Origin of the sequence: Erythrobacter donghaensis (genome assembly GCF_002155425.1) — a bacterium.
GTDB lineage: Bacteria > Pseudomonadota > Alphaproteobacteria > Sphingomonadales > Sphingomonadaceae > Erythrobacter > Erythrobacter donghaensis.
Window position 1 is genome coordinate 40,074 of sequence record NZ_MUYG01000011.1, and the last position, 13,366, is coordinate 53,439.

The 13,366-nt window shown below is 65.1% G+C and carries 13 protein-coding genes; 6 read left to right on the top strand and 7 right to left on the bottom strand.

Annotation, left to right across the window (positions count from 1 at the left end; translation table 11 throughout):
• Nucleotides 1-19 precede the first annotated feature (19 nt).
• Complete coding sequence (gene nusG / locus BZF59_RS11865) at nt 20-556, top strand: transcription termination/antitermination protein NusG (RefSeq protein WP_086608487.1); 537 nt, start codon at nt 20-22, stop codon at nt 554-556.
• 136 nt (nt 557-692) lie between these two features.
• Nucleotides 693-878 (top strand): hypothetical protein, encoded by a 186-nt coding sequence (locus BZF59_RS11870; protein ID WP_086608488.1) that lies wholly within the window; start codon nt 693-695, stop codon nt 876-878.
• Between the two features lie 15 nt (nt 879-893).
• On the opposite strand, the gene BZF59_RS11875 is transcribed toward BZF59_RS11870, so the two are convergent.
• Nucleotides 894-1,571: a PspA/IM30 family protein gene (locus BZF59_RS11875; RefSeq protein WP_158094309.1), complete on the bottom strand. Its 678-nt coding sequence runs from the start codon at nt 1,569-1,571 to the stop codon at nt 894-896.
• 360 nt (nt 1,572-1,931) lie between these two features.
• Between BZF59_RS11875 and rplK the strand changes: the two genes are divergently transcribed.
• The 3 genes from rplK (at nt 1,932) to BZF59_RS11890 (ending at nt 3,650) form a co-directional block, all read left to right on the top strand.
• Nucleotides 1,932-2,363: a 50S ribosomal protein L11 gene (rplK, locus tag BZF59_RS11880; RefSeq protein ID WP_086608490.1), complete on the top strand. Its 432-nt coding sequence runs from the start codon at nt 1,932-1,934 to the stop codon at nt 2,361-2,363.
• Between the two features lie 4 nt (nt 2,364-2,367).
• Nucleotides 2,368-3,060 (top strand): 50S ribosomal protein L1, encoded by a 693-nt coding sequence (gene rplA, locus BZF59_RS11885; protein WP_086608491.1) that lies wholly within the window; start codon nt 2,368-2,370, stop codon nt 3,058-3,060.
• 284 nt (nt 3,061-3,344) lie between these two features.
• Nucleotides 3,345-3,650, top strand: coding sequence for a hypothetical protein (locus BZF59_RS11890; protein WP_143738158.1), 306 nt, complete (start codon nt 3,345-3,347; stop codon nt 3,648-3,650).
• On the opposite strand, the gene BZF59_RS11895 is transcribed toward BZF59_RS11890, so the two are convergent.
• The 4 genes from BZF59_RS11895 to BZF59_RS11910 all read right to left on the bottom strand — a co-directional run bounded on the left by BZF59_RS11895 (nt 3,609) and on the right by BZF59_RS11910 (nt 7,959).
• Nucleotides 3,609-4,508, bottom strand: coding sequence for a GNAT family N-acetyltransferase (locus BZF59_RS11895; protein WP_086608493.1), 900 nt, complete (start codon nt 4,506-4,508; stop codon nt 3,609-3,611). The two genes, BZF59_RS11890 and BZF59_RS11895, sit on opposite strands and share 42 nt — an antisense overlap.
• 6 nt (nt 4,509-4,514) lie before the next feature.
• On the bottom strand, nt 4,515-5,495 hold the full coding sequence (locus BZF59_RS11900) for a polysaccharide deacetylase family protein (protein ID WP_086608494.1): 981 nt from the start codon (nt 5,493-5,495) through the stop codon (nt 4,515-4,517).
• A gap of 57 nt (nt 5,496-5,552) precedes the next feature.
• Nucleotides 5,553-6,314, bottom strand: coding sequence for a competence/damage-inducible protein A (locus BZF59_RS11905; protein WP_086608495.1), 762 nt, complete (start codon nt 6,312-6,314; stop codon nt 5,553-5,555).
• A 136-nt stretch (nt 6,315-6,450) separates the two neighbouring features.
• Nucleotides 6,451-7,959, bottom strand: coding sequence for a flavin-containing monooxygenase (locus BZF59_RS11910; RefSeq protein ID WP_086608496.1), 1,509 nt, complete (start codon nt 7,957-7,959; stop codon nt 6,451-6,453).
• Between the two features lie 366 nt (nt 7,960-8,325).
• Here BZF59_RS11910 and BZF59_RS11915 point away from each other — a divergent pair, with 366 nt between their 5' ends.
• Complete coding sequence (locus tag BZF59_RS11915) at nt 8,326-10,863, top strand: TonB-dependent receptor (protein ID WP_245806138.1); 2,538 nt, start codon at nt 8,326-8,328, stop codon at nt 10,861-10,863.
• A gap of 417 nt (nt 10,864-11,280) precedes the next feature.
• On the opposite strand, the gene BZF59_RS11920 is transcribed toward BZF59_RS11915, so the two are convergent.
• Both BZF59_RS11920 and BZF59_RS11925 read right to left on the bottom strand, forming a co-directional pair.
• Complete coding sequence (locus BZF59_RS11920) at nt 11,281-12,444, bottom strand: acyl-CoA dehydrogenase family protein (protein WP_086608497.1); 1,164 nt, start codon at nt 12,442-12,444, stop codon at nt 11,281-11,283.
• Between the two features lie 136 nt (nt 12,445-12,580).
• Complete coding sequence (locus tag BZF59_RS11925; protein ID WP_086608498.1) at nt 12,581-13,354, bottom strand: crotonase/enoyl-CoA hydratase family protein; 774 nt, start codon at nt 13,352-13,354, stop codon at nt 12,581-12,583.
• Between the last annotated feature and the right edge of the window lie 12 nt (nt 13,355-13,366).

Genomic DNA, 13,366 nt, shown 5'->3' on the forward strand with positions numbered 1-13,366 from the left:
CATTTTCCAAGGACGTTTCATGGCTCGCTGGTACATCATCCACGCTTATTCTGGTTTCGAGAACAAGGTGCGCGACGCGATTATCGCCGAGGCTGAGCGGCTGGGCCTTTCCGACGGTGTCGAGGAAGTGCAGGTCCCGACCGAAACCGTGACCGAAGTGAAGCGCGGCAAGAAGGTGCAGGTCGAACGCAAGTTCATGCCCGGCTACGTGCTCGCCAAGCTGAACATGACCGACGATGTCTACCACCTGGTCAAGAACACGCCCAAGGTGACTGGCTTCCTCGGCTCGGGCAACAAGCCGCAGCCGATCTCCGAGAAGGAAGCCTCGCGCTACTTCGGCGGCGTCGCCGAGGCGCAGGCCACCCCCAAGCGCGACATCAGCGTCGATTACGAGATCGGGGATTCGGTCAAGGTGCTCGACGGGCCCTTTGCGAGCTTCAACGGGATCGTGGAAGAGCTCGATTTCGACAAGGCCAAGGTCAAGGTCAGCGTCTCGATCTTCGGCCGCGCGACCCCGGTGGAGCTCGATTTCGAGCACGTCGAACTGTCGAAGTAAGTGCTTTCGTGTGCATGCCCGCCTCCGCGGGCACGTCCTCGCTAGAAGGCCTCCGCTGAGCTGTGGCCCTGCTGCGGGCGGGCGGTCGCCCTTGCGGCCTCTGGCGAGGCCGATCCAGCGCTTTTGATCTCATCGCGTGAAGACCCGCCCCGGCATCTGCCAGCGCAAACGCCGCTTCGCCACGCGCGAGGCGGCCGAGGCCGTGGCCCTCGCCGCAGATGTGACCTTGCGCGCTTACAAATGCGCGCTGTGCAAGGCGTTTCACCTCACCAGCCGCACCAAAGGGCTGCGGGTGCCGCGGCCCCTTGAGGGTGAAGCCTAGGGCTTCGAGCCCGGATCAGCTCTTCTTGCCGCTCGCCTTCTTGGCAGGCGCAGAGGTCGCCTTCAGCGCGGCGAGTTCGGCTTCGATCGCGCTGGCGCGGCGCATTTCGTCGATCTCGCGGTCGACGCTGGCGCTGGTGCGGGCCGGGATTTCGTCCTCGGTGGCGAACTGCGCGCGCTGTTCAAGCGTGGCAATGCGGTTGAGGTGGGCTTCGGCACGGCTGCTGCCGCCGCCGACGGTGCTTCCGCCGCTGGCAACATGATCGGCGGCCATCTGCGCCTTGGCTTGCATGCGTGTTTCTTCGCGCTTGGCTTCAAGCTCGCGCACGGCGCCGTCGATTTCAGCGAGATTGGCATCCGCGCCTGCGATGTCGGCCTTGAGCTGCGTGATCGCCTGACGGCATTCCTCGCGGGCGAGCAGCGCCTGACGCGCTAGATCCTCACGCCCGTGCTCCATCGCGGTCTTGGCCTTGTCGGCCCAGTCGGCTTCCTTCAGCTCCTGCTGGGTGAGCGAGGCTTCAAACCGGCGCTTGGCCTGCGTGACACGGGTGCGCTCGCCAGTGAGCGAGATGATCGATTCCTCGATCTCGCGCTGGAGCATGGTGAGCATCTTCGCGGGGTTCGAAGCGGCTTCGACCGCGCTGGTGACGTTGCTGGAAATCAGTTCCTTGATCTGGATCGCAACCCGAAACATGCATGCCCCCTGTTCAACTCTGTGGCCCGAGCAAAGGCCATAGGAGACAATTATTTGCGAATTCATGAATAGCAAGAACCGATTGCGCGAGAGAACATTTTCCCAACCGGTCCGACACGCGCATCGCAAACCCATTCTTCGCCTGCCATGACCCCTGTCTCCTCCGCTGGCCGAAGGCGCGCCGGGGCAGTGCAGGCTTGCATTGCGCGCCAGAAACGCTATGCGCGCGCCTTCGTCTGGCCACGTGCCGGATGATTCCGTGCGGGAGCCTGAAGGATTGCACATCCTGACGGCGCTGGACCGCTTAACATGAGCCCGGATGGAAACAGCCGGGCAACAGTGCGACAGGAGTAAGGCCTCATGGCCAAGAAAATCGAAGGCTATATCAAGCTGCAGGTGCCCGCGGGCTCTGCCACGCCCTCGCCGCCGATCGGCCCGGCGTTGGGTCAGCGCGGCGTGAACATCATGGAATTCTGCAAGGCGTTCAACGCCGCCACGCAGGAAATGGAAAAGGGCATGCCGATCCCGACCGTGATCACGGTCTACGGCGATCGCTCGTTCACCTTCATCACCAAGACCCCGCCCGCGTCTTTCTTCCTCAAGAAGGCGGCGAACCTCAAGTCGGGCTCGAAGGAGCCGGGCAAGGTGTCGGCCGGAACCATCAAGGAATCGCAGATCCGCGAGATCGCCGAAGCCAAGATGGCCGACCTCAACGCCAACGACATTGATCAGGCGATGAAGATCATCGCAGGCAGCGCCCGTTCGATGGGCCTCGAAGTGGTGGAGGGCTAAGCACATGACCAAGATCACCAAGAAGGCGAAGGTTCTCTCGAACCTCGATCGCGAAAAGCTCTACACCGTTGACGAGGCGCTGAGCGTCCTGCGCGAGCACAAGAGCAAGTTCGACGAAACCGTCGAAGTCGCCATGAACCTCGGCGTCGATCCGCGTCACGCCGATCAGATGGTGCGCGGCATGGTGTCGCTGCCCTCGGGCACCGGCAAGGACGTGCGCGTCGCGGTGTTCGCGCGCGGCGACAATGCCGAAAAGGCGCTGGCTGCCGGGGCCGACAAGGTCGGTGCGGAAGACCTGCTGGAAGACATGCAGAACGGCAACCTCGACTATGACCGCGTGATCGCCTCGCCGGACATGATGGGCATCGTCGGCCGTCTCGGTAAGGTGCTCGGCCCCAAGGGCCTGATGCCGAACCCCAAGCTCGGCACCGTGACCCCCAACGTCGCGCAGGCGGTGAAGGACGCCAAGGCCGGTCAGGTCGAATTCCGCGTGGAAAAGCAGGGCATCATCCACTCCGGCATCGGCAAGCTCAGCTTCTCGGACGACGCGCTGAAGGCGAACTTCAAGGCGCTGACCGAAGCGGTTGTGAAGTCCAAGCCCTCGGGCGCCAAGGGCAAGTATGTCCGCAAGGTCACCGTGACCTCGTCGATGGGCCCGGGCCTCAAGGTTGACCTCAGCGAGGTCGAAGGGGCGTAATCTGTAGGGCCTCAAGCGCCGGCGGGGCCATACGGCCCCTTGGCTACCGCGCCAGCAGGCGCGACGGCCGGTCGGCCTTGCGATCCCTGCGGGATCGAGGTTGGTTTCCTAGAGCGCTGCTCAAGCGTAACGAGGGGGTCGGAAGCGTCGCGCTTCCGGCCCCTTTTGCTGTCTCGCCATAAGTCATTCGGACCCCTTGTCTTCCCCATGCGTTGTCCCATCTGATAGGGGCACCCGCGGCGTTCCTCCTCTCCTTTGCTCGCGGTTCATGAAAGAGGTCGCTCATGCCTGTTCCTTCCGAACGTCTTGCCGGATGGCTCTCTCCCACGTGGCTTGTAGGCGGGGTTGCGGTGGCAGCCTGCACGCTGCTGGCAAGTTACGACATGCTGCTCGGTGTGGCGGCGGGCACCCTGCTGGCTGTGGTTGCGGTGCTCTGGCTCTATCTGGCGCTGCGCTACGGCTCGCTAAGCGGCACGCCCTCTGCCCGGGTGGCGCTGGCGCAGCAGGCGCGGACGCGGGACGAGCTGCGCCGCCGCGCCGCGCTCCAGTCACGCGCGCAGCAGGGCACGGATCCGGCCGAGGGCGCCTGACCGCGCGGCGAGCGACTTCGCGCCGCTCACCCCAGCATCGAAAGCCCTGCGCGCGCCCAGCACCGTGCGGTTGGCGAGGGTGGGTTCGAGCAGGATCAGGCTGGTGCACTCCGCCCAGTGCGTGCCGAACATCGCCTTGTGCGCGCCCTCACCCTCGGTGAAATCGAACCACCGGAAGCGCGTTTCGGCGAACAACTGCTCGAGCGCCTCCATCTGGAGCACCGTGCCGACCGACAGCCGCGCCCAGTCGGGATCGTAGCCGAGATGGGCGTAGACCAGGGTCTCTCCCACCACCGGGAGCGACAGATAGGCGACCGGCTGGCCGTCCGCGTGCAGCAAGAAGGCGCGCATCCGCCCGGCCTCGGCGCCCTCCAGCATCGCGCGGCGCGCGGCTGGGGTGTCGGGCAGTCCGGCATCCAGCAGCCGCGCCTGATAGGTGCGGGCCGACAAGGGCAGGGCGGCGGCGAGGAAGGCCTCGATCTCGGCTGGGGTGCGGTGCGCGGTGACGCTGTAGCCGCCCGGCACCTCCGCCAGCCGCTTGGCCTTGCGCCTCAGGGTCGAGCGGGTCTTGCCCGAAAACCCTGCGAGGTAGTCGGCAAAGCTGCCGCCCATGTCGATATAGTGGCGCCGGTAGTCCTGCCGCCCGCCCGCAAGCAAGCCGGGATAGCGCGCGGTGACGGCGCCGAGCTGCGCGGTGGGGGCCGAGAGCACGCGCAGCCCGTCAGGGCCCAGCGGCGGGGCCGGGGGCATGGTGCCCGCCAGCACGTTCTCCAGTGTGAAAGCCCAGGTCTCCAGCGCGCGCGGCACGCTCAGCAGGCGGCGCGAGCCCAGGGTGAAGTCGATCGCGGCGCTCGCCATCGCAGGCTAAAGCGAGCCGTAGAGCGTGTTGGACAACAGCTGCTCGGCAATGCGCATCCCGGTGCGCACCGGGCTGGCGGGCAGCGGTTCCTGACCGGTGCCGGTCAGGCGCGGGGCGGGCGGGGTGTCGGCATAGGTGCCGGTGGTCACCCCCCGCATCGTCGCAAGCGCGCGGATCAGCCCGCCAAAACGGCGACGCACGATCGGGTTCACCGCCAGCTTGCGGCGATTGATGAGTTCGAAGGAATGGCTGACCAGCGTAAAGTTGCACCGCCCCCCGTCGCGCGCATGGCGGATCGCGCTCAGCATCTCGGCCAGCGTTAGCGCGGTGATCTGGGCGTGGCGCAGTCCTCCGCCGATGGTGCCGATAGTGCCGACCGGCACTTCGATTACGCCCATGTGGCCGATCGGGTCGCGGTCCTCTGCGGTCAGGCCGATGCGGCAGGCGCTGGCCCCGACCAGCGCGGGGCAGTGGCTGGTGTCGTAGGTGATGCCGGTGCTGGCGAGCGCGCGGAGGGTGTTGTCGTCGGCGCCGTAATTGCCCGCCCGGAAGGCGACCGGCGCAGGCGCTCCGGCGGCGATCAGCGTGGTGCGGGCATAGTCGAGGATCGCGCATTGATCCTCGAACGGGAAGTCGGCGAGGTCGTGACCGGTGGTGCTTAGGCGCAGCGGTACGGACGCGCCCGCGAGGCCCAGCCACTCGGTATGGCAGTGGAGTTGCACGTCTTGCCCGGCAGCGATGATCGGCCCGACGATGTCCTCGATCGCCGCCACGCCCCAGATCAGCGCGGGCATGGGATCGACGAAGAACACCGCCTTCTGCCCGTATTGCGCCAGAACTTCGAGCTTGTGCGTCACGCCGGCCGGGCCCTGCGGCGTGTTGCAGGCGATCGAGCGCGCGAAATTGTCCGCCCGGTCCGCCGCGCTTGGCCCCGTATACAGCCCCGAGGAATACTCGGTGTCGATGGTAATGAACACGCGGGTCATGACGCCGACCGCTGTAGCGTCCGAGGGTTAAGGTCGTGTTATGTTGTCTCTCAGAGGTCAGATCCCGCCCGGTGTGACCGGATGGCTTTGCGCGGCAAGATCGTCGGCGAGGCTTTCGGCGCAGGCTTTCAGGCTCTCAGCGCTGACCGAGCGGATCACGAAATTCGCGCCCACACGGCCTTCGCGGAAGAAGGGGTAGGAGCCGATCTGGCAACCTTCGTGCGCGGCTTCGGTCTGGCGTAGCAGATCGGCGACCTCGCTTTCGGCGACCCAGCAGCCGAGCGTTTCGCTGAGCAGCGGCAACCCGCCTTCGAGCTCGCCGGTGAGTGCATCGAGCATTCCCGCAGTGATGTGCGGCACGCCCGCCATCAGGAAGATATTGCCGCGCCTTATGCCGGGAGCGCCCGACATGCGGTTGGGGATGAGGTCGGAGCCTTCAGGCACCCGCGCCATCCGCAGCCGCCCCTCGTTCAGCCCGCCGCGGGTTTCGTAATACCTTTCGAGCAGCGCCCGCGCCTCGGGATGGATCACCACCGGCACGCCCAGCGCCGCAGCGACCGCATCGACCGTGATGTCGTCGTGTGTCGGCCCGATCCCGCCGGTGGTGAAGAGGTAATCGTTGGCGGCGCGCAGATCGTTCACCGCCGCCACGATCCGCGCCTCCACGTCCGGCACCACCCGCACTTCGGCGAGGCGGATGCCCTGCACCTGAAGCCAGCTGGCGACCTGCGCAATGTTCTTGTCGTGGGTGCGGCCGGAGAGGATTTCATCGCCGATGACGACAAGTCCGGCGGTCCAGATTTTTTCGGGAGAGGTCATGAGGGTTGGTTAGGAGAGAAATCTTCCGACCCCAAGCCCCTTTCGTCTTCCCCGCGCAGGCGGGGATCCATCGGCCCTTGCGATCACGCGAGAGGGTAGATGGACCCCTGCCTTCGCAGGGGTGACGGAGCGGGCCCTACTCCGCCGCTTCCAGCTGCTCGTCCAGCCCCCGCGCATTGGCACCGGCGCGGGTGAAGGTGAGGATGCCGTCGGTCAGCGGGTCGTCCTTCATGCGCTTGCGATCGACCACATATTCCTGATTGAGCCGCCACGGATAGCTGATCGAATTGCGCGGCATGATGTGCTTGCCGCGCTGGATGTAGCCGCTCGAGAAGTCGAACACGTCGTCCTCGGTGATGGCCGCCTCGCCCTCGGGGGTCAGCACCGGCGTGGCAATCTGCGCGCCGGTTTTGCGCATATGTTCGAGCACGCGGCAGACATAGTCCGAATTGATGTCCGCCCGCAGCGTCCAGCTGGCGTTGAGATAGCCGAACACCACGGCAAGGTTGGGCAGGTTCGAGAACATGCAGCCCTTGTAATAGAACCGCTCGTTGAAACTCACCGGCGCGCCGTCGACGCGAACGTCGATCTTCCCCGCGACCGCGAGCTTGAGGCCCGTGGCGGTTACAACGATATCGGCGGGCAGGAAGGTGCCGTCGGTCAGGCGCACGCCGCCCTGTTCGAACTTGGCGATCTGGCCGGTGACGACGCTCGCCTTGCCCGACTTCATCGCCGAAAACAGGTCCTCGTCAGGCACCAGACACAGGCGCTGTTCCCACGGGTTGTAGGGCGGAGTGAAGGCGTCCTTGTCGTAATCGGGGCCAAGCGCGGCCTTGATCTTCTTATGGAGCGTGTCTTTCACTTTCTGCGGCTTGTCGCGCGCGGTCTTGAAGGCGAGGTCCTGCATCTTGATGTTCTTGAACCGGGTCAGCCGGTAGGCGAGCCTTTCGGGCAGCACCTTGCGTAGGAAATTCGCCACCGCGTCCTTGGCCGGGCGTGCGAACATCCAGGTCGGGGTGCGCTGGAGCATCGTCACGTGCCCCGCCTCGCGCGCCATCGAAGGGACGATAGTGACGGCGGTCGCGCCCGATCCGATCACCACGACGTTCTTGCCCTTGTAGTCAAGATCGTCGGGCCAGAACTGCGGGTGGATCACTTGGCCCTCGAATTCGCCGAAATCGAAGCCGGGATCATAGGGCTCGTCGTAATCGTAATAGCCCGCGCCGAGATACAGGAAATTCGCAGTCATCCGCGTGCGGCTGCCATCGGCCTTTTCCAGCTCGACGTGCCAGCGCGCGTCATCGTGGTGGAAGTCGGCGCTCACCACCTTGTGGCCGAAGCGGATGTGCTGGCGGATACCGCGCTCGTCCACGATCCGGTCGAGATATTCGAGGATCGCGGGGGCATCGGCGATGCTCTTTTCGTGGGTCCAAGGTTCGAAATCGAAGCCCAGCGTGTGCATGTCGCTGTCCGAACGGATGCCGGGATAGCGGAACAGATCCCACGTCCCCCCGAGATTGTCGCGCCGCTCGACGATGCAATAGGAATGGTGCGGGGCCTTCATTCCCATGTGCGCGGCCATGCCGATCCCGGAAATCCCGGCACCGACGATCAGCACGTCGAAGTCTGGCGGTGTGGCTAGCATGACGGGGCCTCTCTCTCCCTGATTGACGGCGATGTAACCACAGGCCTTGCGCAAAAGCGAGTCTTGAATGGCAATCTGCAACTGACTTTCGGGCGAGGCCCGGAGAGTGGCGCTGACCGGCGGCAACGCAATTTTGTTACGAATGCATAGGAATGCGTTGGATTCATGCTTCTCTGCCACGGGCAATGTGGCATTTTTGCTACTGTTCGGCCATAAGTTGCCTGTGACTCTTGTTAGGACGCGCCACGCTGATAGGCTCCGACACGCAACCAAGACCGGCATAAAGACCGACTGGTTTGTGGAGAGAGGACAGCCATGACGCGCAACTTCGCATATTACGCATGCGGCCTGTTGGCCTGCAGCGCATTGACCACCCCCGCCTTTGCTCAGGATCAGGATGACGAGGCGGAGGCCACCCGCAACGCCGACAACGTCATCATCGTGACCGCCACCCGCCGCGCGCAGGACGTGCAGGACATTCCGCTCGCGGTGACCGCGATTGCCCCGCAGCAGCTTGAAGCGCAGCGTGTGGTCAACATCCAGCAGATCGCCGCACTCGCTCCGTCCTTCACTGCCAGCCAGGCGCAGCTTGCCTCGGGCTCGGTGGTGCTGCGCGTACGCGGCATCGGGACCACCTCGAACAATATCGGCTTCGAAAGCGCGGTCGGCATCTTTATCGATGGCGCCTATCAGGCCCGCCCGGGCGTCGCGCTCTCTGAATTCGTCGATGTGGAGCGCGTTGAAGTGCTGCGCGGCCCGCAGGGCACGCTGTTTGGCCGCAACACCTCGGCCGGCGCGCTCAACATCACCAATGTCCGGCCCGACGTGACCGAGTTCGGCGGCTTCGTGAATGCCGAATACGGCAACTTTAACGAGGTCAGCCTGCAAGGTGCGGTCAACGTGCCGATCGTGCAGGACACGCTCGCGCTGCGTGTCACCGGGGCCTATCGCAACCGCGACGGGTTCCTCGACGTGGTCGACCGCACCGGGACCAAGGTTGGCGAGACCAACGACGTCGATCAGTGGCTGGTGCGCGGCCAGCTTGGCTGGGACACCGAAAGCGGCCTGCGCGGCCGCATCATCGCCGATTATTCCAAGAGCAAGTCGAGCTGCTGCGGCGCGATCGAGCTCTACCAGTCGCCGCTGGTGACCGGCGGGGCCTATGCCGCGGTCGGGCTCGGCGCGAATGGCGGGAACGGTCAGCCCGTGGTCGCCACCGCGCGTGACGATCAGGCCACCTTCGAACGGGCGATGGACAATCGCATCGTCTCGGCCAACTTCGCTCCGCGCGCCGATATCGACAACTACGGCGTGACCGGCGAGCTCGAGTTCCCGATCTCCGACAATGCCGACCTCATCTTCATCGGCTCCTACCGCAAGTACGAGAGCTTCGAGAACTACGATTCCGATTTCACCGGGCTCGACATCTTCAACGTGCCCGCGCTCAACCTCGAAATCGACAACTGGACCGCGGAACTGCGGCTTCAGGGCGAAAGTATGGGCGGCGCGCTCAACTACATGATCGGCGGCTTCTACTCCGACGAGCAGATCGACCAGTCGGTCAGCTTCTCGCTCGGGGCGGATTACGGCGAGAATGTCGGCGCGCTGCTGTTCGTGCCGACGGGCGGTGCGCTCGGGCCTAACCCGCTGACTCTGTTCACCGGGGTCGATCCGGCGGGCACCAGCAACACCAACCGCTTCCAGCAGGATGCCAAGAGCTACGCCGTCTTCACGCACAACTCGCTGGAGATCACCGACGGGCTCGAACTGACAGTCGGTGCGCGTTATTCGTGGGAAGACAAGTCGGGCGGGTTCACCCAGACGGCGAGCAACAACCGGATCTGCCCCTCGGTGCTCGGCGCGCTGGGTTCGGTTCCGGCGCCGCTGCGTCCGACCTTCATCGGGCTTGGCTGCTTCGGCTTCACTGCGCCGGCCGATCTTCCGGCGGCCTTCGGCAACCCCACCGCCACCCCGCCGGTCGCTCCGCTGCCGCTGGTCCGCACCTTCCAGTCGGACTTCAACGACGAAGAGCTGATCTACACCATCAAGCTCGGCTACGCATTCAGCCCCTTCGTCAACAGCTATGCCAGCTTCACCCACGGCTACAAGGCGGGCGGGATCAACCTCGATACCACCGCGGCGGTGCTGGGGGCTGACCCCACCTTCCTGTCGGAAGAGGTCGATGCCTACGAAATCGGCGTGAAGGGCCAGACTCCGGACGGCAAGGTCACGGTCAACATCGCGGCCTTCTATGAAGAGTTCACCAACTTCCAGGTGCTCGAATTCACCGGAACGGCGTTCGCCACCTTCAACGTGCCGGTCGCCGAGACGCGGGGCGTGGAAATCGAAAGCGTGATCCGGCCCAGCGACGAGCTGACCTTCAACCTCGCCGCGACCTTCCTCGAAGCGAGCTACCCGGATGATTGCGCGGGAACGCAGACCTCGTTGCAGGTGCTGGCGCTGTGCGGCAACGATCTCACCAACGCGCCGCAGATCGTCGCGCTGGCGGGGGCCATGTGGGAGAAACCGCTCAACGACTCGACCGAGTTCTTCCTGGCCGGGCAGGTTCGTCTGGAGGGTGACCAGCGCACCTCGACCCAGGCGATCATCCTGCCGGGTGCGGCCGAAATCGCGGCGAATGGCGGGCTGCAGCAGGCGATTGACGCGGCGCCGCCGATCATCGCCGACATTCAGGACGGCAAGGCCTTCGTGAACCTGCGCGCCGGTCTGCGCTTTGCCAACGGGGCCTATGCGATCGAAGGCTGGGTCAACAACCTGACCGACGAAGTGGTGCGCGGGGTGACCTTCAACACCACGCTGCGCGGCTCGGGTGCGGCCAACTCGCGTTCGGCCTTCGTCCTGCCGCCGCGCCAGTACGGCGTGACGCTGCGCGCGAAGTTCTGATCGCGACAAGTTAGCTCCGAAAAGGAGCGGGAGAGGAGAAGCGGCCTGCCTAGCGGCGGGCCGCTTCTTTCTTTTTTGTTTGCGTGCCCGCATCCGCGGGTTCGTCCTCGGTGCGTCCTGGTCGGCCTACCGCTTCGCTACTTGAGGCCGGTTTCCCTCCGCTTCGCTACGGAGCACCTGCGGGCGCGCGGTCGCGCTTGCGACGCCTGCGGCGTCGTCGCAGCGCTCTTTTGCGAAAAAGCGTATGCGGCTAAGCAAAAGGCGGCCCGTTGCGGGGCCGCCTTTCAGTTCCCGATAATCGCGCTGTTCCGGTCGCGCGAGCGACCGCAAGGCCGACCGGCCGCCCGCAGCGGGGCCGTAGCGCAGCGAAGGCCGTCTAGCGAGGACGTGCCAGCGGATGCGGGCACGCCGGCAAACTCACATACTCCTCGCGATTAGCATCTTCATGATCTCGTTCGACCCGCCGTAGATCCGCGCGATGCGGGTGTCGCGGTACATCCGGGCGATGGCGTAATCGTTGATGTAGCCCGCGCCGCCGTGGAATTGCAGGCACTTGTCGACCACTTCGCTTTGCAGCTCGGTCACCCAGTATTTCGCCATGCTCGCGGTCGCCACGTCGAGCTTGCCTTCAAGCAGTTTGGCGATGCAGTCGTTGACGAACACCCGCGCCGCGGTGCCCCGCGCCTTGAGGTCGGCCAGCACGAACTGGGTGTTCTGGAAGTCCCAGATCGTCTTGCCGAAGGCCTTGCGGTTCTTGACGTATTCGACCGTCACATCGAGCGCTTTCTCGATGCCGCTGATGGCGTTCATCGCGATCACCAGACGTTCCTGCGGCAGCTCGCCCATCAGCTGATAGAACCCGCGCCCTTCAACCCCACCGAGCAGATTGTCCGCCGGAATGAACACATTGTCGAAGAACAGTTCCGAGGTGTCCTGCGCATCGAGCCCGATCTTGTCGAGCTTCTTGCCGCGCTGGAAGCCTTCCGCGCCATCGGTCTCGAGCAGCAGCAGCGAGATGCCCTTGGCGCCTTCCGCCGGATCGGTCTTGGCGACGACGATGATGAAGTCCGCCAGCTGCCCGTTCGAAATCCAGGTCTTCGACCCGTTGAGGCGGTAGCCGTTGCCGTCCTTCAGCGCGGTGGTCTTGATCGATTGCAGGTCGCTCCCCGCATCGGGCTCGCTCATCGCGATCGCGCTGACGAGATCACCGCTGACCAGGCGGGGGAGATATTTCTGCTTCTGCTCCTCGGTGCCGTGACGGACGAGGTAGGGCAGGATGATGGTGTTGTGCAAGGAAGCGCCGAAGCCCTCGACGCCATGTTTGCCCTGCTGGTCGATCACCACCATGTCATGCCGGAAGTCGCCGCCGTGGCCGCCATATTCGGTGGGCACGCTGACGCCGAGCAGCCCTGCTGCGCCCGCCTCGCGCCAGAATTCGCGCTCCACCTGCCCGTCCTCGCGCCACTTGTGGACGCGCTTTTCGGGGGCGTGCTGCATGTAGAACTTGCCGACCGCGTCGGCGAAGATGGCGATTTCTTCTTCTTCCATGAAGGCCGGCTGTGGCACGTCGATGACGGGCATTTTCTCTCTCCTGATGATCAGCGTAGCGCGGTGTGTTTCACGTGAAACACCGGCTTTTGGGGGAACGGGGCGGCAACGGGTGGCCGATGACGCGACAACGGGCTGGCGCCGCGCCGCGTCCGGGCTGGCACCAGACCTACTTGCCCGTCCAGTTGGGCTTGCGCTTTTCGGCGAAAGCCGCCGCACCTTCGCGCGCGTCGTGGCTGACGAAGACCGGGCCGATCAGCGCGCCCTGCTTGGCGTAGCGTTCGTCCATCGCCCAGCCGCGCGACTGCTTCATGACTTGCTTGGACACCTTGACCGCCAGCGGGCCGTTGGCCGCGATTCGCGCGGCAAGCGCCTTGGCCGCATCGAGCGCCGATCCTTCGGTGATTTCGTTGATCAGGCCGAGCTGGTAGGCGCGCTCCGCCCCGATGAAATCGCCGGTCAGCGCCAGTTCCATCGCGATCCGCTCGGGGATCTGGTCGGGCAGCATCATCACACCGCCCGCCGCCGCGACGAGGCCGCGCTTCACTTCGGGAATGCCGAATTTGGCGCCCGCATGGGCGACCACCAGATCACAGGCGATCATCAGCTCGAGACCGCCTGCCAGCGCATAGCCTTCGACAGCGGCAATCAGCGGCTTGGCGGGCGAGGCCTGCACTACGCCGCCGAACCCCTTGCCTTCGACTGAGGGGCTGTCGCCGCGCAGGAAGCCCTTCAGATCCATGCCCGAACAGAACGTGCCGCCCGCCCCTGTCAGAATGCCGACGCGCAGGTCGTCTTCAGCGTCGAGCCGCTCCATCGCCGCGGCGATGCCCTCGGCCGCGGCCTTGGTCATCGCGTTCTTGGCTTCGGGGCGGTTGATGGTGACGATGAGGACGCCGTCCTCGACTTCAGTCAGCACTTCGGGCGCAGCGGTCTCGCTCACAGGTCTCTCTCC